This is a genomic window from Micromonospora sp. II (assembly GCF_001709195.1).
GTDB lineage: Bacteria > Actinomycetota > Actinomycetes > Mycobacteriales > Micromonosporaceae > Micromonospora > Micromonospora chalcea.
Window position 1 is genome coordinate 170951 of the sequence record NZ_LYXF01000003.1, and the last position, 22264, is coordinate 193214.

Here is a 22264-nt window from a genome sequence, read left to right on the forward strand (position 1 = left end):
CCCAGGGCCTGTGGGCGACCCAGGGCCTGTGGGCGACCCAGGGCCTGTGGGCGACCCAGGGCCTGTGGGCGACCCCGCCGATTCTGGACCCGTGGGCCGCCCGGCCGAACACGGACCCGTGAGCCACCCCGCCGACCACGCCGGGTGGGACGCGCCCGGACCCGGCGAAGCCGGGAGCCAGCCGACCGGGGTCGGCGCCGCTGGAACGGGAGTCACCGCCGCCGACACCTCCGGGGCGTCCGGGCCGAACAGCCCGTGGTCGCGCGAGGCGGCCACCGAGAGCCCGTGGGCCAAGCCGGAGTCGGCCGGCGGCTGGACGGTGGCCGGCGGGCCCTGGCCGGGCCGGTCCGCCGGTGACCCGGCTGCCGGTGGCTACGCCGGACCGCCGCCGAGCACGCCTCCGCCGCCCGGCTGGCGGCCACCGGTGCACGTCCAGCCGGCGCCGCCCCGCCGGCTTCCGCCGCAGGACATGGCCGCGATGGATCAGGCGGAGCAGCGCGCGCAGCGGCTCACCTACGGCGTCGGGGCAGTCGTCGCCGTGGTGCTGGTGCTGCTCACCTGCCTGCTCTGCTCGCGGCTGCTGTTCTGAGCGGCAACGCTCAGACGATGCCGTCCCACACCATCTTGGCGCCGCTGTCACCGGTCAGGTAGACGTACACGAGCGCGAAGCCCGCCAGCACCGCCACCGCGACGGTGAGCACGATCGGCAGCCAGCGGGGCAGGTTCCGGGCGCGGGCGAACCTGCTCGCCGACAGCACCAGCAGCAGCGCCGCGGCGCCGAGACCGAGCGAGAACCAGAACAGGGTGTCGCCGTACTCGGCGTGCTCACTGATCTGCTGGAGCCGGTCCGGCGGGTAGCCCTTCGCGCGCAGGATCCCCTCCAGCTCCTCGCCGGACTCGGTCGCGACCCAGGCGACCGCCGGGGTGATCACGGCCAGCGCGGCGACCGCCCAGTCCAGCCGGTGCCGCCAGCGCGGCAGCAATCCGTACGCGATGGCGAACAGCGCCAGCAGCGGCACGAGCACCACCACCGCGTGAATGACGAGCACGTGCAGCGGCAGACCGTTGAATTCCCTGAACACCGACACCTCCGGCGAGTGGGTGGTTAGGCGCGCACAGCGTACGTCGCGAGGCTGTGTAACCCCACACACGCAGACGCGGCCCCGCCGGTTCACCTGTGGCCCCGGCCACCCGCGAGCACGCTCGCTTGTCGGCCTGTCACCTGCGTGCTGTCATGGATTCATGTCCACGGGTGAGGAACTGCTCCGGTCGAGGGGCCTACGGGTCACGCGACCGCGTCTCGCCGTGCTGGACGTGCTCTCCGCCGGTGGGCACCTGGAGGTCGACGAGATCACCCGCCGGGTCCGTCAGCGGATCGACTCCGTTTCCACCCAGGCCGTCTACGACGTGCTCGGCGCGCTGTCCCGAGCCGGGCTGTCCCGCCGGATCGAGCCGGCCGGCAGCCCCGCGCGGTACGAGGCGCGGGTCGGCGACAACCACCACCACGTGGTGTGCCGGGGCTGCGGCGAGATCGCCGACGTCGACTGCGCGGTGGGCAGCGCGCCGTGCCTCGACCCGAACGTGGCGCACGGCTTCGAGCTGGACGAGGCCGAGGTGACCTTCTGGGGTCTCTGCCCGGCCTGCCAGTCGCGCCGCTCCGCCGACGACTGAGCGAGCACCGAGGGCGCCGCACCGAGGACACCGACCCGGGGGTGACCGGCGAACGCCGTGGCACTCTTGATCGGTGGACACTGACGACCTCGGCCTGTTCGGTCCGGGTTCGGTCACGTGGAAGGTGCACGAGGAACCGATCCTGATCGTCGCCGGCCTGCGCTCGCTCTACCTCCAGGCGCTGCATCCGCGTGCGATGGCGGGCGTCGCGCAGAACAGCAACTACCGCTCGGACGCCTGGGGCCGGCTGGTCCGCACGGCGACGTACGTGGGGACGACGATCTACGGCACCACGGCCGAGGCGCAGGCGGCCGGGCGGCGGGTGCGTGCGCGGCACGCCCGGATGCGCGCCACCGACCCGTTCACCGGCGAGGAGTTCCGCGTCGACGAGCCGGAGCTGCTGCGCTGGGTGCACGTCACCGAGATCGAGTCGTTCGTGAGCACCGCCCGGCGTGCCGGTCTGGCGCTCACCGACGACGAGGTGGACGGCTACTACACCGAGCAGCGCCGGTCGGCGGCCCTGGTGGGGCTGGACCCGGACGACGTGCCGGGCACCACCGCCGAGGTGGCCGACTACTACCGGGACGTACGCCCGCAGTTGCGGATGACCCGGGAGGCGGCCGAGACGGCGCTGTTCCTGACCGCGCCGCCGATCCCGTGGAAGGTCAGCCTGCCGGCGCGGGTCGGCCTGAACCTGGGGCCGCCGCGCTGGGCGTACCTGGGGATCGCCGCCACCGCGCTGGGGATGCTGCCGCCGTGGGCGTTGCGGCTCTACGGCGGGCTGGGCCTGCCCACCACCGCGCTGTCGGCGGACCTGAGCGCGCGGGCGCTGCGGCTGGCGCTGGCCGCGGTGCCCCGGCGCTACCGGGAGGGCCCGTTGCAGCAGGCCGCCAAGGAACGCGCCGCCCGCCTGACCGCGGCCTGACGGCGACGCGCGCTCAGTCCTGGTCGGCGAATCGCTCGACGGCGGACCAGGGCTCCTTGCCGGGGGTCTGCGCGCCGGTCGGGCAGGTACGCCGGTAGTCGCACCAGCCGCACCGCGGCCCCGGCTCGGTGGGGAACGCCGCGTCGGGGTCGGTGCCGTCGGCCACCGCGCGTTCGGCGGCCATGATGTCGCGGGCGGTGTCCTCGGCGCGGGTGAGCTGCCGGTGCAGGGACTCCGGCGTGTGCTCGTGCGCGGCGACGGTGCCGGTGGGCAGGTGGTGCAGCTCGACCCGGCGGCACGGCTTGCGGAACACCCGCTCGGCCGCGTACGCGTAGAGCGCGAGCGCCTGCGAGCCGCGCGCGTCGTCGGTGTCGAGGCCGGTGCGGCCGGTCTTGTAGTCGACGATGACCAGTTCGGGCCGCCCGTCCGGGCCGGGACGCGAGTCGATCCGGTCGGTGCGGCCGTTGAACGCGAGCACCGCGGTCTTCACCGCGACGACCCGTTCCACGCCGACCGGCTCGTCGGCCGGGTCGAGGCCCGCCACGTAGCTCTCCAGCCAGGTCAGCGCCCGCCGGAAGGCGTCGCGTTCCTGCTCGTCGTCGCGGTAGCCCTCGCGGACCCAGGTGCCCTTGAGCAGCGTGCCGAGCACCTCGGGGCGGCGGCGGTCGGGGGCCAGCGCGTACCAGTTCTTCAGCGCGGTGTGGACGCTCGCGCCGAGCGAGTTGTGCGCCCACGGCGGGCCCTTGGGCGGCGCGGGCCGGTCCACGTAGGCGTAGCGGTAGCGGCGGGGACAGTCCGCGTACGCGCCGAGTTTGCTCGGTGTGCAGACGAACAGGCGCTCCGGCATGCCCTCGAAGCCGAGCTGCTCGGACTGCTCGGCGCGCGGTCGGGGAGCCCGGGAGCCACTGGCTGCTGACTGTCGTCGCACCCCTGAGATCCTGCCACCCCGGTACGACAGCGGACGAAGCGCTCAGGCGTTGTTGAGGTACTGGGTCACGAACGCGGCGATCGCGTCGGCGATGAGCTGCACGGCGATGGCGGCCAGCAGCAGGCCGGCGATGCGGGTCAGCACCTCGATGCCGCCGGGGCGCAGCACCTTGACGATCCCGCCGGAGAAGCGCAGCACCACCCAGACGGTGACCATCACGGCGACGATGGCCAGCCCGATGGCCAGGTAGTCGACGCCGCCGCCGGCCTGCTGGACGAAGAGCATGGTGGCCACGATGGCACCCGGCCCGGCCAGCAGCGGGGTGCCGAGCGGCACCAGCGCGATGTTGGAGGTGACCTGCTGGCTCGGGTCGTCCGACTTGCCGGTCAGCAGTTCCAGCGCGACCAGGATCAGCAGCAGGCCGCCCGCGGCCTGGAGTGCGGGCAGGTCGACGTGCAGGTACGCCAGGATCGTCTGCCCCGCCACCGCGAAGATCACGATGACCCCGAGCGCCAGCGCCACGGCCTGCCAGGCGGCCCGGTTCCGGTCGCGCGCCGTCAACGGCCCGGTGAGCGCGAGGAAGATGGGCATCATTCCGGGCGGGTCGACGATCACCAGCAGGGTCACGAAGACCTCGCCGAAGAGCTTGAGATCCACGCGGACACGGTAGCCGTGCCGCCGGAGCGCTTCAGCTCGAAGCGACAGGGGTCACCCCGCGGGCCAGCGCGACGATCCGCTCGTACGCCTCGGGTCCGGTGGTGTGCGCGCCGAGCCGGACGGTCTTGTGCGTGCCGTGGAAGTCGGACGAGCCGGTGACCAGCAGCCCAAGCTCGGCGGCGAGCCGGCGGACGTGCTCCCGCTCGGCCGCGTCGTGGTCCTCGTGGTCGGCCTCCAGGCCGGCCAGGCCGGCCACGGCCAGGTCCGCGATCAGCTCGTCCGGCACGATCCGGCCGCGCCGGCTGGCTCTCGGGTGGGCGAAGACGGGCACGCCGCCGGCCGCCCGCACCAGCGCCACCGCGCGGAACACCTCGATGTCGTCCTTGGGCAGCCGGTACCGCTCGCCGAGCCAGTCCGGCCCGAACGCCTCGCTCGTGGTGGCGACCAGTCCGGCCCGGATCAGCGCCTGCGCGATGTGCGGGCGGCCCACGGTGCCGCCGTCCGCGCCGGCCAGGATCTCCGTCCAGCTCACCTGGATGCCGTCGGCCTGGAGCAGCCGCACGATCCGCTCGCCGCGTTCCTCGCGGGCCTGCCGGACCCGGGCCAGCTCCGCGGCCAGTTCCGGCTCGGCCGGGTCGAAGAGGTACGCGAGCAGGTGCAGCGGGATCGCCGGCTCGACGCCGAACCAGCGGCAGGAGATCTCCGCGCCGCGGATCAGGGTGAGGCCGGGCGGCAGCGCGGCGACAGCCGGCACCCAGCCGGCGGTGGTGTCGTGGTCGGTGAGCGCCACCACGTCGAGCCCGGCGTCGGCGGCGGCCCGGACCAGCTCGGGCGGGGTCAGCGTGCCGTCGCTGGCGGTGGAGTGGGTGTGCAGGTCGATGCGGGCCGGATCGCTCACCCGCCCGACGCTACGCGCCTTCCGGAGCGGCGGGGACGTCGGCCACCACCACCGGCCGGTCCCCCGGCGCCAGCCCTTCGACAGGCGACGCCGTGGGCCGGTCCCCGGCCAGCACCCGCTCCGGCTTGACCCGGACCAGCCCGCCGGTCGCGTCCACGTGCAGCGCCACGCCCGCGTGGGTCCAGGCCACGTCGCCGGCCAGCACCGGGCCGGCCGGGTGCGCAGCCGGGGAGGCGCCCGGGTCGGCCAGGTCGACCAGCAGGGCGGAGCGGGCGTTGCCGTTCGCGAGCAGCCACCGGCCGTCGGCGGACACCCCGCCGAGTCCGTCGGCGGCCAGCTTCACCCCGCATCCGGTACGCACCGGCGCGAGGTCGCGGGCCGGGTCGAGCAGGGCCAGGCAGTGCTGCCCGGGCCGGTCGGCGGTGATCAGGCCGACCAGGCGGCCGTCGGGCCGGGTGCCGTAGACGGCGCGCACGTCCGGGTTCGCCGGCGCCGGCTGCCCACCGAGCGCGCGTTCCCAGACGCTCACCCCGCCCTCGCCGGGCTGCTGGATCAGCACGGCGTCGCCGGCGAACCCGACCGGCACGGCGCCGTCGGGCGCGGGGGTCCGGACCGGCGCGATGAGCTGCCCGGCGACCACCCCGGCGGCGATCACCTCGGGGCCGTCCCGCCAGGCGACCTGCCGCCCGTCCGGGGAGATCGCGACCGCCTCCGCGGCGGCGAGCATGACCTGCGGCGCGGTGCCGTTGGCCGGAACCCACCAGAGGGTACGACCGGCGGCGGTGGCGGCCGAGGTCATCAGCCAGCCCTCGCGGTCGTGGACGCGCTGCGCCCGTTCGACGCCGCTGACCCCGGTCAGCTGCCGCCGTTCGCCGCCGCTGGTGTCCAGCCGGTCGCCGACGAGCAGGTCGAGTTCGGCGCGGACCGGCCCGAAGCGGGTGATCGGGGGCCCCGAGGCCAGCGGGGACGGGGTGAGCCCGGGCGGGTCGCCGAGCACGACTGTGGGGGTGCCGCCGTCGCCGCCGGAGGCGCTGAACTGGGCCACGCCGGTGGTGACGAACACGGTGGCGACGCCGGCCAGGGCCAGGCCGGTGAGCGTACGCCGCCGGCCGGTGCGGCGTGCCCGGCGCAGCACCTCTCCGGCCGGGTCGACTGGTAGCGGCCGGGACGTGGCGACGCGGCGGGACAGCGTCTCCCGCAGCGCCCGTTCCAGCTCGTCGTCGCTCACGGCCAATGGACGCTCCGGGCCACCGGTCCGGTTGTCACAGTCGTGCCGGATGCCGGTCATCGGCTCTCCGCCGGGATCGGAACGGCGGGGCGGACCGGGGCCGCCGGTGGCGGTACCGGCTGCGGCACCCGGGCTGCGGGTCGCGGCGCCGGGGTCCGGGGCACGGACTGCTCGTTTCCGCGCGCGGGCGGCCCCGGCCGGCCGGCCGGGGCGGGCGGCGGAGACGCGGGCTCGGGCAGGCTCAGGGCCGCCTCGGAGCCCAGGCGGCGACGCAGCGTGTTGAGCGCCCGGGAGGTCTGGCTCTTGACGGTGCCCGGGGAGATCTCCAGCAGCGCGGCGGTCTGCGCCTCGGACATGTCCTCGTAGAAGCGCAGCACCAGCACGGCCCGCTGCCGGGCGGGCAACGCCTGCAGGTGCCGCCAGAGCGCGTCCCGGTCGAGTTGCTGCTCGATCTCGTCGACGCCGGCGTGCTCCGGCAGCACCTCGGTGGGGCGCTCGCCGTGCCAGCGGCGCCGCCACCAGCTGGTGGACGTGTTGACCAGGACCCGGCGGGCGTACGGCTCGATGGCCTCGATCCCGCCGAGCCGCTTCCAGGCCAGGTAGGTCTTCGTGAGCGCGGTCTGGAGCAGGTCCTCGGCGGTGGCCCAGTCACCGGCGAGCAGGTAGGCGGTGCGCAGCAACGCGCCGGACCGGGCCGCGACGAATTCGCGGAACTCCTCCTCCAGCGGATCTCTGCTCACCACGCTCATCTCCCCCCGTCCTGCCTGGCAGGATGCCACGGCCCGGTCGGTCAGGTCGATGGCGGAAGGTGTGCAGTTCATCCGATGTTCGGACGAAAACTTTCAAGCTCCGTCGTCGGCCTTCGCCTCGTCGGCCTCCTTGCCCAGCCGTGCCTCGACCGCCTGCGGCTCGTACATCTCCTCGACCACGCGCAGGTAGAGCTCGTTCGGGTTGGGCAAGTTCTTGATCACCCGGAGTGCCTGTTCCTGGCCGGCGGACTCCAGCACGAACGTGCCGTAGTTGAGCGCGCGGCCGGTCGGGCTCTGCTCGTACTTCATGTCGGTGACCCGGGTGAGCGGCATCATCGCGACCTGGCGGGTGATGATCCCGTTGACCACCATCACCCGCTTGTTGGTGAGGATGAACCGGTCGTACCACCAGTCGGCGACCTTCCAGGCGACCCAGCCCATCACGCCGAACCAGAGCAGCACGGCGACGGTGGTCAGCGCGCCGACGTCCCGCCCGGCGAGGAAGCCGGAGAGGTAGCCGAGCACGAACGTGGCCGCCACGCCGACGATGATCGGGGTGGTGAGGTGGATCCAGTGCCGCTTCCACTCGCCCCGGTAGCGCTCGGTGGGGAAGAGGTAACGCGCCACGAGCGAGCTGGGCTCGTCCTCCAACGGCAGCACCCGGCGGGGTGCCATGCCGGTGGCGTCGGACCGCAGCCCGGCCAGCTCCTCCTCGGAGATCGGCTGGTCCGGGAAGCCGTCCGGATCCCGTGCCCAGGCCCGGCCGGACCGCCCCTCACCGGTGTACGCGCTGCCGTAGCCGGCGTCGTCCGCGTCCGCGTACGGGCCGGGGCCGTAGGCGCTGGGCGGCTCGTCCGGGTCGATCCGGGGGATCGGCTCGGTGTCGCGCTCCCGGCGTGCCCGGTCGGGGTCGTCCGGGTCGAAGGGTGGACCGGAGGGGCTTCCCATGGGCGGCTAGGCGACGAGGTTGGTGAAGAAGTCGCCGAAGCCCTGCGCGATGTCCATGATGCCGCCGCCGAGAGACTTGAAGACGTCGGCGGCGGAGTTGGGCCGGTACGCAACGAAGAAGATCAAGAATGCGATGCCGGCCCAGGTGAGGACCTTCTTGACCATAGCGGGCCATCCTCTCGCGCGGCGCCGGGTCCGTTTACCGCAGCGGCACCCAGAGTATCAGCATGGTGTCTTACCGTGAATATCTGCGTCCGCTCTCCGACTCACCGGTGCGGGCGGTCAGGCCCGTCCGTGCAGGTACGGAGACGGTGCGCCGTACACGAGTTCGGGCGGTGTCCACTCGGTGAGGTCGTGCAGCACGACTTCTTCCGCGAGGAGGTGACCCGCACTCGCCGGCCAGGCTATCGCATGGAGCCACATTCCCCGAGCCTCGCCGGCGTACGCGCTTCGATCCGTTTCGGAGCGTACGAGCCACAGTGGAGTCGGATGGCCGCCCACGCGGATCTTCGCGTGCGGCAGCCGCTCGGGATGACCAGGGCCGGGATCGGTCAACGCCTCCTCCACCTGGGGACCGGGATCGGGGCCGGGCAGTCCCGCGAAGCGGGAACCGAGACCGATGCCGGGTTCCTCGGCGACGAAGATCAGGTCGGCCGGTCCACCGTCCAGCGGGGCCGGTCCGGCGCAGGCGACCAGCGTGGCCCGGACTCCAGCGCGTTCGTCGCCCGCCCAGGCCACGCCGGTGAGCGTCCAACCCGGTGGGAGCGGCCACGGGCACCACAGCGGCATCCGGAGCCGGCCGGTCGGGTCGGGGTCGGCCGCCATCCGCTCGACCACGCTGGCCATGATCTCGTCGTTGATGCGCTCGGGCACGTGCAGCGGCGCGACCGGGCCGCAGCGCAGGCACCGGTGCTCGGCGTGCATCAGGTCCGGCTCGCGTACCGGCCCGGCGCATCTCGGACAACTCACCGCGACAGTCACACCCTCACCGTCGCCCCCGCACGGCGGGGCGTCAAGCGGGGCGGGCCGACCGGCGTGGGATTTCCGTCCGGTGGTGGAACCGCGGCGTCAGTCCGGCGGCGGCCCGGCGTACGACCGGATCCAGGCGTGCATGGCGATGCCGCTGGCCACGCCCGCGTTGATGGACCGGGTCGAGCCGTACTGGGCGATCGAGAAGAGCGCGTCGCAGGCCGACCGCGCCACCGGGGACAGGCCGGGCCCCTCCTGACCGAAGAGGAGCACGCAGCGGCGCGGCAGCACGGCGGTCTCCATCGGCCGTGAGCCGGGCAGGTTGTCGATCCCGACCACCGGCAGGCTCTCGTCCCGCGCCCAGGCGACGAACTCCTCGATCGTCGGGTGGTGCCGGACGTGCTGGTAGCGGTCGGTCACCATGGCGCCCCGGCGGTTCCACCGCCGCCGCCCGACGATGTGCACCTCGGCGGCGAGGAAGGCGTTGGCGTTGCGGACCACGGTCCCGATGTTGAAGTCGTGCTGCCAGTTCTCGATCGCCACGTGGAACTCGTGCCGCCGCCGGTCCAGATCGGCCACGACCGCCTCGCGCCGCCAGTAGCGGTACCGGTCCACCACGTTGCGCCGGTCACCGGCGACGAGCAGCTCCGGATCGTAGCGCGGGTCGTCCGGCGGGTCACCGGGCCACGGCCCCACACCCACGTCGAGCTGGTCGTCGGTCACGGTTGCCGAGGGTACGGCCCGGCCAGCCTCACAGTCAGCGCAGGTCGAGCGCGCCGCCCAGCCGGTCGAGGAAACGCCGGTCGGCGGGACTCGGCGTGGTCTGCCCGGCGCGGCACACGCGGGCGGCGACCGACTCCACCCACTGCCGGTACGCCGCCGAGTCGGCCGGATCGGCGCGGCGGCGCAGCACCCGTACCGCGGCCCGGGCGGCGGCCAGCAGGTCGACCAGGTCGGTCAGGCGCTCGTCCCGCTCGGTCGCGCCGTCGTGGCGGGCGTAGATGGCGGCCACCACGGCGCGGACGAGATCACTGTCGAAGGCGCGTCCGGCGGCCACCGCGTCCAGACCGGCGAGGCCGGCGGCGACACCGCGCGGCGGACGCCCGGGCCCGGGCGCCGCGGCGGCGACCAGCACGCGGCCGGGCAGGTCGGTGAGCAGGTCCCACTCCGTCGCGGAGTACGCGGCGGTGGTGAGCGGCGCGGCGCGGCGACCGGCGGAAGGCGGCTCTACGGCTTCGGAGTGGCTCATGGGCACCTCCAGCCCGAGCATATGCCTCCGGACGAGATCCGGGCCCCGTCCCCGCCGAACGGAGAACGAGGCCCGGTGAGCCGGACGGACGCGGGTCAGCGCGGCTCGGGGAAGCTGGGACGCTCCGGGTCGACGCCGTCCGGGACGGCGGCGGCCGCGTACTCCTTCTTGGGGACCATGACCTTGCGGCGGAACACGCAGACCAGCGTGCCGTCCTGGTTGTAGCCGCGGGTCTCGACGGCGACCACGCCCCGGTCGGGCTTGGAGGCCGACTCCCGCTTGTCCAGGACCGTCGTCTCGCCGTAGATGGTGTCGCCGTGGAACGTCGGCGCGACGTGCCGCAGCGACTCGATCTCCAGGTTGGCGATCGCCTTGCCGCTGACGTCCGGCACGGACATGCCGAGCAGCAGCGAGTAGATGTAGTTGCCGACCACCACGTTGCGCTTGAACTGCGAGGCGGACTCGGCGTAGTGCGCGTCCATGTGCAGCGGGTGGTGGTTCATGGTGAGCAGGCAGAAGAGGTGGTCGTCGTACTCGGTGACCGTCTTGCCCGGCCAGTGCCGGTAGACCGCGCCGACCTCGAACTCCTCGTAGTAGCGGCCGAACTGCATCCTTGTCCCCTTCGACAGGCGGCGATGGAGTTCGGCACAGCATGCCTTATCGCTTGTTAAGGCGAGGTGCGGGGCGCTCGCGCGGCGGAAATGTCACACCGGGGGCCACCGAGGTCCGGACGCAATGAGCGGCGGGGCCCTCCCCGGCACCCGCCGCCCACGCTCTGATGCGAAGAATTCTGCCGTACGGCGCACCACATCAACAGAGACGGAGGTCACATTTACCTTTTCGTAACACTACGGAAAGTCACCGACGCACTGTCGGTAAGCGATCTCCGCAGGCTGGATAGATGCTCGTCAAGCCCGAAGTTACTGATTCGTAGCCAGAACTGTGCGTGATCTCCTTGGAAACGCTCCCATCACGTCCCGTCACGCAAGTGCGGCATGCATTTGCGTTCCGCACGAGCGGCCCGCACAGATAGAGTTCGATGTGCCCAGGGTCACCGTCCGGGCGCTGTGCGTTTCGCCCCCACCGTGCCGGGAATTCGGACGGACTGACCCTGGTTCCACCGGGCGTACGACAATCCGCGGTGATCGGAGAGAGCAATGGCAACGGTTGAGCTGACCACGGCCAACTTTGACGAGGTGACCGGCCAGGACGGGATCGTCCTGCTCGACTTCTGGGCGGACTGGTGCGGCCCGTGCAAGCGCTTCGCCCCGGTCTACGAGCGGTCCTCGGAGAAGCACCCGGACATCGCCTTCGGCAAGGTCGACACCGAGGCGCAGCAGGAGCTGGCGGCGAAGTTCAACATCAGCTCCATCCCGACGATCATGGCGATCCGTGACGGCGTGATCGTGTTCGCCCAGCCGGGCGCGCTGCCGGAGTCCGCGCTGGAGAACCTGATCGAACAGGTCCAGGCGCTGGACATGGACGACGTCCGCAAGAAGCTGGCCGAGCACAACCACTGACGTACCCGACGCCGCCGGACGACCCCGCCAGGGGCCGGCCGGCGGCGTTTCCACGCCCGCCGCACCGCCGGGACGGACAGTGAGGAATGGCCGACTGAGGGACACTTTCGGCCGCTTCACTCCCGTATCGTCACCATGCGATGGAGACCTTGACCGCCCGCGGGCGCGCGGTCCGAGTGGGCGCCACCCTGCTCGGCCTGGCGCTGCTGCTCCTGGGCACCGTGCGCGGCACCGACGACGACTTCCCGTTCGGGCCGTTCCGGATGTACTCCACCTCCGACCCGCCGAACGCGCCCGCCCCGGACACCCGGGTCGAGGGGGTGGACCGCACCGGCGCGGTGGTCCCGCTCGGCCAGGACGCCACCGGCATCCGCCGCGCCGAGATCGAGGGCCAGCAGAACCGCTACGCCGCCGACCCGAGCCTGCTGCGGACCGTCGCCGACGCGTACGCCGAACGCCACCCCGACGCCCCCGACCTGGTCGAGGTGCGCATCGTGGTCCGCTGGTTCGACATCCAGGGCGGCCGCCCGACCGGCAGGTGGACCGACGAGACGGCCGTGCGCTGGGAGACCGGCGGATGACCGCCTGGCTGACCGAGGCGGTCCCGCGCGGCCGGATCGCCGCGTTCCGCACCCTGGTCTACCTCTTCGTCGCCGCCGACCTGGTGGTGTTCACGCCCTGGGTACGCACCCGGGTCGACGTACCCGGCGACCTCTACCAGCCGCTGCTCGTCGGCCGGCTGCTCCCGCTACCCACCCCCACCCCCGCCCTGGTCGGCGTGGTGTTCTGGGCGCTGCTGGTCACCGCGCTGCTCGCCGCCACCGGCCGGGCGCACCGGCTGCTCGGCTGGACGGTCTTCGCGCTGTACTTCGAGTGGATGATCGTGGCGATGAGCTACGGCAAGGTCGACCACGACCGCTTCGCGCTCCTGGTGGCGCTGGCCGTGCTGCCCACCGCCGGCCGCGCCCGGCACGGCGACCCGACCCGTACCGAGGCGGGCGGCTGGGCGCTGCGGGTCACCCAGATCTCGGTCATCTGCACGTACTTCCTCGCCGCCTGGGCCAAGTTCCGCTTCGGCGGCCTGGACTGGGCGAACGGTTCGGTGCTGGCCCGCGCGATCATCCGGCGCGGCACCGACCTCGCCGACCTGATCGCGCAGGTGCCGCACCTGCTGATCGTGGCGCAGTTCGGCATCCTGGCGTTCGAGCTGCTCAGCCCGCTGGTGTTCGTGCTGCCGGCGCGGTGGCGGACGATGACCGTCGGCTTCTTCTACTCGTTCCACCTGGTGACCATCGCGACGATCACCATCTCGTTCGCGCCGCACCTGGTGGCGATGACCAGCTTCCTGGCGCTGGAGAAGGTCCGTCCGGTGGTGTTCGTCCGGCGTCTGCTCGGCCGTCCGCCGCCCGCCGCGCCGACGGCGCCCGCGACGGCGCCCCTCTCGCCGGCACCGGCCCCCGACCCGTCCTCGACCGCGCCCGCCTGACCACGGCCACCCGGCCGGTCAGGCGGTCGGGCCCGGGCGTCCGGTCGGGCCGTACAGCCGTTCCCGGGCCTCCTGCGGCAGCGCGCACGCGGCCGTGCCGCCCGGCAGCCGGTGCCGGTTGCGGGCCACCCAGCGGTACGCGGGCCAGGCCGCGGCGCGTACCGGGGGAAGGCGCAGTCCGGCCCCGGCGAACCGCCAGAGCGGGCCGCTGTCGCCGAGCAGCCGGGCGATGGCGTCCGGCCCGGCGGCGCGGGAGCCGTCGGCGCCCACCCACTGGACCGCCTCCTCGCACTCGGCCTCCGTCAGGCCCAGCGCCGCCAGGTCGGCGAACTGCCACGGGACCACCCGGGCGCCGGTCGGGATCCGACGCTCGATGAACTGCGCGCACCGGGTGCAGAAGGCGCAGTCGCCGTCGTAGACGAAGGTCGACGTCTCCATGTCCCCATCCTGCCCCGCCCCGGGGCGCGGCGGCGCGCGGTGTCCGCAGCGTCACTTGCGCTTTGTTCGTACACATGTTCGAATGAGCTCCATGCGCTGGGACAACCTCTCCGCTCCCCCGGACGAGGGGACTCCCGATCGGGCGGCGCCGGCGGCTCCACCCCTGCCGCTGGCGCTGCCCGGCGCCGTCGCCCGCACCTTCGACACCCCGGGCTTCGCCGGCATGACGTTCTACGAGGTCCGCGCCAAGTCGATCATCAACCGGGTGCCCGGCCAGTCGCGTGTGCCGTTCGAGTGGACGATCAACCCCTACCGGGGCTGCTCACACGCCTGCGTCTACTGCCTGGGCGGGGACACGCCGATCCTGATGGCCGACGGGCGCACCAGGGCGATCAGCGAGCTGGAGCCCGGCGACCGGATCTACGGCACCCGGCGGCGCGGCGCCTACCGCCACTACGTCGTCACCACGGTGCTCGACAAGTGGTCCACTGTGAAGCGCGCCTACCGGGTCACCCTGGCCGACGGCACCACGCTCGTCGCCAGCGGCGACCACCGGTTCCTGACCGAACGCGGCTGGAAACACGTCACCGGGAGCATGCGGGGCGGCGGCCGCCGTCCCCACCTGACCACCCGCAACCGCCTGCTGGGCACGGGCCGGTTCGCGGTGGCGCCGAAGCGCTCGGCCGACTACCGCCGGGGTTACCTGCACGCCCTGCTCCGCGACGACGACCGGGCCGGTGCCCGGTTCCGGCTGGCCACCGCTGAGGTGGAGGCGCTGGAGCGGGCCGAACGCTACCTGGCCGACGCGGGGGTCACCGTCGAGCGGGCCACAGTCACCCGGGTCGGCCGCCGGCCGACGACCACGGTGGTACGCACGTCCGGCCCGGCCGAGGTCGTCACCGGCCTGCTGCGCCCGCCGGGCGAGACGACAGACGACTGGTCGCTGGGCTACCTGGCCGGCATGTTCGACGCCACCGGCACCTGCCACCGGGGCGTGTTCCGGATCAGCGTCGCGGACGACGGGAGCCAGGCCCGCACGTCCGGCGCGCTGGAGCGTTTCGGCTTCCGGTGGGCGCTCGACGTGCCGGGCATGCCGGGCGCGGCGCGTCAGCTCCGGCTGACCGGCGGGCTGCCCGAGCGGCTGCGCTTCTTCCACCTCACCGACCCGGCCGTCACGGCCCGGCGCTCGATCGAGGGCATGGCGCTCAAGTGCGCGGCGCACCTCCAGGTGAGCACCGTCGAGGATCTCGGCCTGGAGCTTCCGCTGTGGGACATCACCACCGGCACCGGCGACTTCATCGCCAACGGCGTGGTCAGCCACAACTGCTTCGCCCGCAACACGCACACCTACCTCGACCTGGACGCGGGCGCCGACTTCGACCGCAAGGTGATCGTCAAGGTCAACGCGGGCGAGCTGGTACGCCGTGAGCTGGCCGCCCCACGCTGGCGCGGCGCGCACGTCGCCATGGGCACCAACGTGGACTGTTACCAGCGGGCCGAGGGCCGCTACCGCCTGATGCCGCCGATCATCGAGGCGCTGCGGGACTTCGCGAACCCGTTCTCGATCCTGACCAAGGGCACGCTGCTGCTGCGTGACCTGCCGCTGCTGCGCGAGGCGGCGGAGGTGACCCGGGTCGGGGTGTCGTACTCGGTGGGATTCGTGGACGAGGCGCTCTGGCGGGCGGCCGAGCCTGGTACGCCGAGCCCGCGCCGCCGCCTGGACGCGGTCCGTCAGCTCGCCGACGCCGGCTTCGAGGTGGGTGTGCTGATGGCGCCGATCCTGCCGGGCCTCAGCGACGACGAGGAGTCGATCGACGCCACCGTCGCGGCCGTCGCCGCCTCCGGGGCGGCGAGCGTGACGCCGCTGCCGCTGCACCTTCGGCCCGGCGCCCGGGAGTGGTACGCCCGCTGGCTGGCCCGGGAGTTCCCCCACCTGGTGCCCCGCTACCGGCGGCTCTACCAGGCCGGCTCGTACGCGCCGCAGGCGTACCAGCGGGAGGTGACCGCGCGGGTGCGGATGGCGGCACGCCGGCACGGGCTGCACCGGGGCGAGACGGGCGACAACAGGCGGCTGCCCGAGACCCCGCCGCCCGCGCCTGCCGCCGAACAGCTCTCCCTGCTCTAGCGGTAATGCCCCTGAGGTTGACCCCTGAACTTCCGTGTGTTGACCCACTCCAGCGCCAAGTGTGCGATTATCGCACCATGGCTGATGGTTGGGTCTGGCCCCTCGTCGGTGAGCAGGTACGGCGAGCCCGGTTGTCGCTGGGGATCTCGCAGCAGGATCTCGCGGCGATGGTGGGGCTGGACCGCACAATGCTGGCCAAGGTTGAGGCTGGCAGCCGCCGTTTGGACGGCATGGAGCTGGCTCGGCTTTCCAGGGCACTAAGAGTGTCGATGGAGTACTTGATTCAGCCGCCGGCGGTGTTGTCCCGACGAGCGGCCCCGTTGACCGAGGAAACGGACACTCAGGCAGCACGATCGTCGGAACGCCTCGAAATCGCCATGGTTGAGTGGCTGCGCAACGTCCAGCAGTTGCTGGATCTTGGCGTATTGCTTACCCGTCCGCTGCTTCGCTACCCGCACTCAGTGGAATCCGAGGATGATGCGCGTCAGACAGCCCGGTGGCTGCGACAGCGGTTCGGGCTCGGCGATGCACCGATCGGCAGCATCATGGACGTCTGTGAGCGCGCAGGTCAGTGGGTACTGGTCACCGACCTTCCAGGCGACGGAGCATCGCTCGTCGAGGGCGACATCGCGGTTGCTGTCGTAAGCACTACGGGCGACCCTGGCCGCCGTCGGGCTACCGCTGCACACGAGTTGGGGCATCTCATCATTGGTGATGAGTATTCTGCCGACCTCGGCGTGAGTGCCTCGCGTGCAGAACGGGAGGCGGTGATTGATGCCTTCGCCGCAGAACTGCTGCTGCCCGTGCAAGCGATTGCCGCAGCCGGAGCCCCCGGGACGGTGAGCCGGGACCAGATCGTGAGCTATGCGGCTCGATACCGTACCTCTTGGTTGCTGGCGTTGCGGCAGGCTGAGCAGGCAGGGACCATCGACGCAGAGACGCGTAGATCCTGGAGCCAGGTTCGGCCCACGCATGTGGAGTTCATGGAGGCATTGGGCTGGGCGCCGCAGCCCGACCTTGTGTCGGTGCGGGTACCGCCCGCCTACGCACAGGCCGTGATGGACGCGTGGCGGAACAGGCGCATCACCCGGGCGAGGGCTCTGGAGTTGATGCATGGCCACATCGCCGACGAGGATCTGCCGCAGGAGGACGACCTGGAGATCGCGCCGTGAGCCTGTCGGCGCAAGCCAACCCCGTCCTTGTACTCGACACGATGGTTCTCAGCCACTTCACTCTCGCTGACCGGCTGGACGTCTTGCAGGACCTGCTGCTCGATGCCGATTGTTGGACGACTCAGGTGGTTCGGGAGGAGTTGCGGGCGGGATCTGCGGATCATCGTGAACTGGCCGTCGCTTGCGAGGCGGATTGGCTGACCACTGCCCAGTTAGACACCCTCGATGAGGTGCGGTGCTTCACCAAATGGGCCGCGCGGCTCGGCTCGGGTGAGCGCGACCTTGGGGAGGCGTCCGTCCTCGCTGCCGCCGAACTGCGATGCTCGTCTGCCCTGCTCGGGAGCTGAGTTTCCCGCCTTCGCCCGTAAGCACAACCTCCTATAGTCACTACTGAAAGCTTCTTGACCTAACGGGAGGGTAGCGACTCGCGCGACGCGGCGGCTTCGGACTCCTTGTAGAACAACGTCCTGAACCGCCGATCATGGGCCACCCGCCAACAACTACGGATCGCGATCGTGACCTGGATCGAACGGACCTATCACCGCCGCCGACGCCAGCGGTCGCTGTCCGGGTTGACCCCGTTGAATTCGAGGCCATCATGCACCCACCGGCCAGTCAGGCCGCGTGACTACACCTGTCACCTGCCGGTGCAGACCCACAACGCTGCTGAGCATTACCTCTAGCGGGGAGGACCCGCGCCGGCGGGGCTAGGCTCGGGGGATGCGTTCCGCTCAGCAGATCCTCGCCGACTCCGCCGTGATCGCCGTCGTGGGCGCCTCCCGCGATTTGGGCAAGGCCGCGCACCGCGTACCGCTGGAGATGCAGCGGCACGGCTGGCGGATCATCCCGGTCAACCCGACTGTGGACGAGTTGTTCGGCGAGAAGGCGTATCCGACGCTGGCCGACATCCCGCACCCGGTCGACCTGGTCGACGTGTTCCGCCCGGCGCGGGACGCGGTCGACGTGGTCCGGCAGGCGGTGGCGATCGGCGCCCCGGCGGTGTGGTTGCAGCTCGGCATCTTCTCGGACGAGGCGCGCCGGATCGCCGAGGAGGCGGGCCTCGACTACGTCGAGGACAGGTGCCTCATCGTGGAGCGGGCCGCCGCCGGACTGACCCGTACCTCCGGCCCGACGGCCGACTGACGGCGCGGCACGCGGCGCGTACCCTTCCGGGCATGTCCGGTCCCGGCCCGATGGCTGCGGCGGTGCCCGACCGCGACGGGTTGTGGTCCCGCCGGTTGTTCGCGCTCCTGGCCGGTACGGCGGTGGCCGCGGTGAGCGGCCGGGTTCTCCTCGCGCTGGATCCGTCGCACCTCGACGCGGCTCGTGGCGTGGTGTGGCTGGTGATGCTGGGGCACCTGGCGCAGCGGTACTGGCGGCCACGGCGGAACGGCCGGCTGATCTGGCGGCCCCGGGTGGCCGGGCCGCACGGCGCCGAACCGGGGCTGGTCGCCCGGCGGTCGGCGGCGGGATGGCTGGGGCTGACCGCGGACGTGACAGCGGGTGTCGTGGTGGCCCTCGGCGGTTTCTCGGTCCTGACCGAGCGCTGGCCGCAGGTCGAGGCGGGGCGACCGCCGGTGCTGGCCGCGGTGGCTCTCGGCCTGGGCTGGGTGGTCTACGCGGAGACGCGGTTCACCGGCCGGCTGGCGTTGACCGGCGGCGGGCTCCGGTACGGCGGGGACTGGTACCCGTGGTCGGAGATCCGGGGCGTCCGGCGCTCCGGCGAGCGCGCCGGCGGTGTGCACCTCCGGCTGGAACCGGAGCGGCTGCCCCGGACGGTGGTCGGCGGACGCGACCTGGCCGTGCCGGACGAACGGCTCATCGCCGCGATCGAGGCGTTCCGGACCACGCCGGAGGCGCTGGCGGTGGGGTTGCCGGTGACACCCCCGGAGCCGGCCCCCGGCGTGGCGGAACGCTGAACGCTACTGCTTGTACTGCTTGAGCAGGCCGCGCGAGATGATCGTCTTCTGGATCTCCGAGGTGCCCTCGCCGATCAGCAGGAACGGCGCCTCGCGCATCAGGCGCTCGATCTCGTACTCCTTGGAGTAGCCGTAGCCGCCGTGGATCCGGAACGCCTCCTGGACCACCTCGGCGCAGTACTCGGAGGCGAGCAGCTTGGCCATGCCGGCCTCGACGTCGTTGCGCTGGCCGGCGTCCTTGAGCCGGGCCGCGTTGACCATGAGCGCGTGCGCGGCCTCGATCTTCGTACCCATCTCGGCGAGCTTGAACGCGACGGCCTGGTGCCGGGCGAGCGGCTGGCCGAAGGTGTGGCGCTGCTGGGCGTACGCGACGGCCAGCTCGAACGCCCGGATCGAGATGCCGCAGGCGCGGGCCGCGACGTTGACCCGGCCGACCTCGATGCCGTCCATCATCTGGTAGAAGCCGCGGCCGACCTTCTCCTCGCCGCCGAGCACGGCGGAGGCGGGCACGGTGACGCCGTCGAGCACCATCTCGGTGGTCTCGACGCCCTTGTAGCCCATCTTGTCGATCTTGCCGGGGATGGTGAGGCCGGGCGCGGTCTCACCGAAGCCGGGCTCCTTCTCCAGCAGGAAGGTGCTCATGTTGCCGTAGACCGAGTCGGCCCCGGTGTCGGTCTTGACCAGGGTGGCCACCACCGACGAGTACGCGCCGTTGGTCAGCCACATCTTCTGGCCGTTGAGGACGTAGTTGTCGCCGTCGCGGACGGCCTTCGATTTGATCGCCGAGACGTCCGAGCCGCACTCGGGCTCGGACATCGAGAACGCGCCGCGCACCTCGCCGGTGGCCATCCGGGGCAGCAGCCGGGCCTTCTGGTCGGCGGAGCCGTGCTGCGAGATCAGGTACGCCACGATGAAGTGCGTGTTGACGATGCCGGAGATCGACATCCAGCCCCGGGACAGCTCCTCGACCACGAGCGCGTAGGTCAGCAGGGACTCGCCCAGCCCGCCGTACTCCTCGTCGATGGTGAGGCCGAACAGCCCCATCTCGCGCATGCCGTCGAGGATGTCGCTCGGGTACTCGTCGGCGTGCTCCAGCCGCTGCGCGTGCGGAATGATCTCTTTGTCGGCGAACTCCCGGACAGTTTCCAGGATCGACCGCTGCACGTCGGTCAGTCCGGGCGTCTGGGCGAGTCGGGCCATCTCAGCCTCCGGGGTCGTCGGCGCATTACTCAGGGGTAACTGAACGCTCGGTCAGTATCGGCCCCGGGACCGGCGCAGCCAAGGTGACCAGTCCCTACAACCGCTGTGAAAAGGTTCACCGCTACGGGTAGCGTCCGCAAGAGAGAGGGCCCGTTCACCTGGGGAAAAGGGGCGCGCGTGACTGACGAGCAGCCACCCTCACCGTACGAGCCGCCGCCGCACGGCCAGCCGTACGGGCAGCCGCAGTACGGCCAGCAGCATCCGCAGTGGGGCCAGCAGCCCCCGTACGCCCCGCAGCCGCCCTACGGCCAGTACGGCCCACCCGGGCCGGGGCCACGCCCCGGCGGCACGAACGTGCTCGCCATCCTGTCACTGGTCTTCGCGTTCGTCTTCGCGCCCGCCGGCATCGTCTGCGGCCACCTGGCGAAGCGGCAGATCCGGCAGACCGGCGAGGACGGCGACCAGCTCGCCACCTGGGGACTGATCCTCAGCTACATCTTCACCGCGATCGGCCTGGTGGCCTGCTGCGGCTGGATCGGGCTGGCGATCTGGGCCAACTCCGACAACGGCACCTACTGAGGCTCAGCGGAACTGCGCCTCCCGGACGCTGTTGCCACCGTCGACCACGAGCATCTGCCCGGTGATGTACGACGCGGCCGGCGAGCAGAGGAACGCGATCGCGGCGGCCACCTCGTCCGGCGTGCCGGGACGCCCGACCGGCGTACCCAGGCCCTGCTTGATCTCGGCCATGGTGGACGCCGCGGTGTGGATGATGCCCGGCGCCACCGCGTTCACAGTCACCCCGTCGGCGATCATCTCCATCGCCAGCGCCCGGGTCAGCCCGACCACGCCGGCCTTGGCCGCCGCGTAGGCCGCCTCGGTGGGCAGCGCGTTGACCGGCCCGGCGGTGGCGGCCAGGTTGACGATCCGGCCCCAGCCCCGCTCGGCCATGCCACCGATGAACGCCCGGCTGCACAGGAACGCGGTGGTCAGGTTCCTGTCGATCTCGCCGCGCCACTCGTCGTACGTCAGCTGGGCCACCGGCCGCAGCACCTCCGGGCTGGCCCGGCTGGCCAGGCCCGCGTTGTTCACCAGCACCTCGACGTCGCCGAGCTGCTCGGCCACCGCGTCGGCGAGCGCGCCCACCTCCGACTCGTCGGTGAGGTCGGCGACGAAGCCGGTGACGCCCAGCTCGCCCGCGCGCTCGTGGATGCGCCGGGTGGTGGAGACGATCGCCACCCGGGCGCCCAGGTCGGACAGCCGGCGCGCGGTCGCGTACCCGATGCCGTCGGCGCTGCCCGCGCCGGTGACCAGCGCGACCCGGCCGTCCAGCCGCATGGTGGCCGGTTCCGGCAGCGGCGCCGGCCGTTCGGAGTCGGCGGCGCCGACCGGCTCGCCGCCACGCGGGCGCCGCACCGACCCCGGCCGGCTCATGTCCCGTCGCGACCGACCCCCACGCGCGTCAAGTGCCATGCCGAGGATCCTGCCCGGTACCGACCCGCCGGGCAACGCGCGCCCGGAAAGAGGGTGCTCCGTGTCGCGAGCCGGTGGCTACCCTGAGCCGACCACGTACCTGGAGATGATCAGATGAGCTATCCCCCACCGCCCGGTGGTTGGCAGGACCCCTCGGCGGCCGGGCCGCACTCGGCGCCGCCGGCCGACCCGATCATGCCCGCGATCCCGAACCAGCCGGGCCAGGCCGACCCGTACGCGCCGGTCGCCGATCCCTACGCGCCGGTCGCCGACCCGTACGCGGGCGCGAAGTCCCCGTACGCCCCACCCGGCGGCGACCCGTACGCCGCCGCGATGCCCGGCTACCCGCCCCCGGGCACCTACCCGCCGCCGGGGGCCTATCCCGGCTACGCGATGCCGCCGGCCCGCACCAACACGATGGCCATCGTGGCGCTGGTCCTGTCGCTCGTCGGCTTCGCCTCGTGCATCACCGCGCCGATCGGCGCGATCATGGGCCACGTCGCGCGCAAGCAGATCCGGGAGACCGGTGAGCAGGGCGAGGGCATGGCCACGGCGGCCATCATCGTGGGCTGGATCCTGACCGCTCTGCTGGTCGCCGGCATCATCTTCTACATCGTGATGATCGTGATCGCGATCGGCGCGTCCAGCGCCAGCAGCAGCTACTGACGCCACCGGGCCGCCCCCGGGCGCGGGGGCGGCCCGACGCGCG

The 22264-nt window shown here is 72.5% G+C and carries 28 protein-coding genes and 1 pseudogene; 14 read left to right on the forward strand and 15 right to left on the reverse strand.

The annotated features are described in order from the left end of the window. The first annotated feature begins 118 nt into the window (after positions 1-118). On the forward strand, positions 119-589 hold the full coding sequence (locus A8711_RS00855; protein WP_083296906.1) for a hypothetical protein: 471 nt from the start codon (positions 119-121) through the stop codon (positions 587-589). A gap of 10 nt (positions 590-599) precedes the next feature. On the opposite strand, the gene A8711_RS00860 is transcribed toward A8711_RS00855, so the two are convergent. After that, positions 600-1082 (reverse strand): DUF2231 domain-containing protein, encoded by a 483-nt coding sequence (locus A8711_RS00860; RefSeq protein ID WP_043330667.1) that lies wholly within the window; start codon positions 1080-1082, stop codon positions 600-602. A 160-nt stretch (positions 1083-1242) separates the two neighbouring features. On the opposite strand from A8711_RS00860, the gene A8711_RS00865 reads away from it, so the two are divergent. Both A8711_RS00865 and A8711_RS00870 read left to right on the forward strand, forming a co-directional pair. Further along, positions 1243-1671: a Fur family transcriptional regulator gene (locus A8711_RS00865; RefSeq protein WP_030501115.1), complete on the forward strand. Its 429-nt coding sequence runs from the start codon at positions 1243-1245 to the stop codon at positions 1669-1671. Positions 1672-1744: 73 nt separating this feature from the next. Next, positions 1745-2596, forward strand: coding sequence for an oxygenase MpaB family protein (locus A8711_RS00870; protein WP_069087208.1), 852 nt, complete (start codon positions 1745-1747; stop codon positions 2594-2596). Between the two features lie 13 nt (positions 2597-2609). On the opposite strand, the gene A8711_RS00875 is transcribed toward A8711_RS00870, so the two are convergent. The 11 genes from A8711_RS00875 to A8711_RS00920 form a co-directional block, all read right to left on the reverse strand. Next, the gene (locus A8711_RS00875; protein WP_223201448.1) at positions 2610-3443 is read right to left on the reverse strand and encodes a PD-(D/E)XK nuclease family protein; all 834 of its coding nucleotides are present in this window, start codon (positions 3441-3443) and stop codon (positions 2610-2612) included. A gap of 123 nt (positions 3444-3566) precedes the next feature. After that, positions 3567-4181, reverse strand: coding sequence for a MarC family protein (locus tag A8711_RS00880; RefSeq protein ID WP_064447588.1), 615 nt, complete (start codon positions 4179-4181; stop codon positions 3567-3569). 31 nt (positions 4182-4212) lie between these two features. After that, a complete protein-coding gene (locus A8711_RS00885; protein ID WP_069087209.1) occupies positions 4213-5079 on the reverse strand; it encodes a PHP domain-containing protein in 867 nt (288 codons plus the stop codon). A 10-nt stretch (positions 5080-5089) separates the two neighbouring features. Next, positions 5090-6307 (reverse strand): hypothetical protein, encoded by a 1218-nt coding sequence (locus tag A8711_RS00890; RefSeq protein WP_223201248.1) that lies wholly within the window; start codon positions 6305-6307, stop codon positions 5090-5092. Positions 6308-6363: 56 nt separating this feature from the next. Beyond that, the gene (locus A8711_RS00895; protein ID WP_043326878.1) at positions 6364-7056 is read right to left on the reverse strand and encodes a SigE family RNA polymerase sigma factor; all 693 of its coding nucleotides are present in this window, start codon (positions 7054-7056) and stop codon (positions 6364-6366) included. Between the two features lie 93 nt (positions 7057-7149). After that, positions 7150-8004, reverse strand: coding sequence for a PH domain-containing protein (locus A8711_RS00900; protein ID WP_043326880.1), 855 nt, complete (start codon positions 8002-8004; stop codon positions 7150-7152). Positions 8005-8010: 6 nt separating this feature from the next. Further along, positions 8011-8169 (reverse strand): hypothetical protein, encoded by a 159-nt coding sequence (locus A8711_RS32290; protein WP_013283898.1) that lies wholly within the window; start codon positions 8167-8169, stop codon positions 8011-8013. Between the two features lie 117 nt (positions 8170-8286). Further along, entirely contained in the window at positions 8287-8973 is a 687-nt protein-coding gene (locus A8711_RS00905; RefSeq protein WP_307189064.1) for a TFIIB-type zinc ribbon-containing protein, read from the reverse strand. Between the two features lie 99 nt (positions 8974-9072). After that, positions 9073-9696, reverse strand: a complete 624-nt coding sequence (locus A8711_RS00910) for an RNA methyltransferase (protein ID WP_043326883.1) — start codon at positions 9694-9696, stop codon at positions 9073-9075. A 34-nt stretch (positions 9697-9730) separates the two neighbouring features. Beyond that, on the reverse strand, positions 9731-10222 hold the full coding sequence (locus tag A8711_RS00915) for a hypothetical protein (RefSeq protein WP_043330668.1): 492 nt from the start codon (positions 10220-10222) through the stop codon (positions 9731-9733). Positions 10223-10317: 95 nt separating this feature from the next. Next, positions 10318-10851 (reverse strand): MaoC family dehydratase, encoded by a 534-nt coding sequence (locus A8711_RS00920; protein ID WP_338013367.1) that lies wholly within the window; start codon positions 10849-10851, stop codon positions 10318-10320. A 528-nt stretch (positions 10852-11379) separates the two neighbouring features. Between A8711_RS00920 and trxA the strand changes: the two genes are divergently transcribed. From trxA to A8711_RS00935, 3 genes are all read left to right on the forward strand, one after another. Then, positions 11380-11742 (forward strand): thioredoxin, encoded by a 363-nt coding sequence (gene trxA, locus A8711_RS00925; RefSeq protein WP_018789069.1) that lies wholly within the window; start codon positions 11380-11382, stop codon positions 11740-11742. Between the two features lie 140 nt (positions 11743-11882). Next, positions 11883-12323, forward strand: coding sequence for a hypothetical protein (locus A8711_RS00930; RefSeq protein ID WP_064447585.1), 441 nt, complete (start codon positions 11883-11885; stop codon positions 12321-12323). Next, positions 12320-13228, forward strand: a complete 909-nt coding sequence (locus A8711_RS00935) for an HTTM domain-containing protein (protein ID WP_043326888.1) — start codon at positions 12320-12322, stop codon at positions 13226-13228. The genes A8711_RS00930 and A8711_RS00935 overlap by 4 nt, the downstream gene beginning before the upstream one ends. An 18-nt stretch (positions 13229-13246) precedes the next feature. On the opposite strand, the gene A8711_RS00940 is transcribed toward A8711_RS00935, so the two are convergent. Beyond that, complete coding sequence (locus A8711_RS00940) at positions 13247-13666, reverse strand: thiol-disulfide oxidoreductase DCC family protein (protein WP_043326890.1); 420 nt, start codon at positions 13664-13666, stop codon at positions 13247-13249. A gap of 91 nt (positions 13667-13757) precedes the next feature. Between A8711_RS00940 and A8711_RS00945 the strand changes: the two genes are divergently transcribed. The 6 genes and pseudogenes from A8711_RS00945 to A8711_RS00965 all read left to right on the forward strand — a co-directional run bounded on the left by A8711_RS00945 (position 13758) and on the right by A8711_RS00965 (position 18882). Continuing rightward, positions 13758-15791 (forward strand): intein-containing Rv2578c family radical SAM protein, encoded by a 2034-nt coding sequence (locus A8711_RS00945; RefSeq protein ID WP_069087228.1) that lies wholly within the window; start codon positions 13758-13760, stop codon positions 15789-15791. 77 nt (positions 15792-15868) lie between these two features. Continuing rightward, a complete protein-coding gene (locus A8711_RS00950) occupies positions 15869-16963 on the forward strand; it encodes a helix-turn-helix domain-containing protein (RefSeq protein WP_069087229.1) in 1095 nt (364 codons plus the stop codon). Continuing rightward, on the forward strand, positions 16960-17310 hold the full coding sequence (locus A8711_RS00955) for a hypothetical protein (RefSeq protein WP_069087210.1): 351 nt from the start codon (positions 16960-16962) through the stop codon (positions 17308-17310). Before A8711_RS00950 ends, A8711_RS00955 begins: the two co-directional genes overlap by 4 nt. Positions 17311-17424: 114 nt before the next feature. Then, positions 17425-17547: pseudogene (locus tag A8711_RS31280) on the forward strand (IS3 family transposase); the annotation flags it as partial. 136 nt (positions 17548-17683) lie between these two features. Further along, a complete protein-coding gene (locus A8711_RS00960; protein ID WP_043326894.1) occupies positions 17684-18106 on the forward strand; it encodes a CoA-binding protein in 423 nt (140 codons plus the stop codon). 32 nt (positions 18107-18138) lie between these two features. Next, positions 18139-18882: a hypothetical protein gene (locus A8711_RS00965; protein WP_069087211.1), complete on the forward strand. Its 744-nt coding sequence runs from the start codon at positions 18139-18141 to the stop codon at positions 18880-18882. A gap of 3 nt (positions 18883-18885) precedes the next feature. On the opposite strand, the gene A8711_RS00970 is transcribed toward A8711_RS00965, so the two are convergent. Then, positions 18886-20082 (reverse strand): acyl-CoA dehydrogenase family protein, encoded by a 1197-nt coding sequence (locus A8711_RS00970; RefSeq protein WP_013283885.1) that lies wholly within the window; start codon positions 20080-20082, stop codon positions 18886-18888. Positions 20083-20259: 177 nt separating this feature from the next. On the opposite strand from A8711_RS00970, the gene A8711_RS00975 reads away from it, so the two are divergent. Continuing rightward, a complete protein-coding gene (locus A8711_RS00975) occupies positions 20260-20661 on the forward strand; it encodes a DUF4190 domain-containing protein (protein WP_043326898.1) in 402 nt (133 codons plus the stop codon). A 3-nt stretch (positions 20662-20664) separates the two neighbouring features. Here A8711_RS00975 and A8711_RS00980 read toward each other — a convergent pair whose 3' ends face one another. Then, entirely contained in the window at positions 20665-21555 is an 891-nt protein-coding gene (locus A8711_RS00980; RefSeq protein ID WP_036342954.1) for an SDR family NAD(P)-dependent oxidoreductase, read from the reverse strand. Positions 21556-21669: 114 nt separating this feature from the next. On the opposite strand from A8711_RS00980, the gene A8711_RS00985 reads away from it, so the two are divergent. Next, positions 21670-22221, forward strand: coding sequence for a DUF4190 domain-containing protein (locus tag A8711_RS00985; RefSeq protein ID WP_030501095.1), 552 nt, complete (start codon positions 21670-21672; stop codon positions 22219-22221). Positions 22222-22264: the final 43 nt, after the last annotated feature.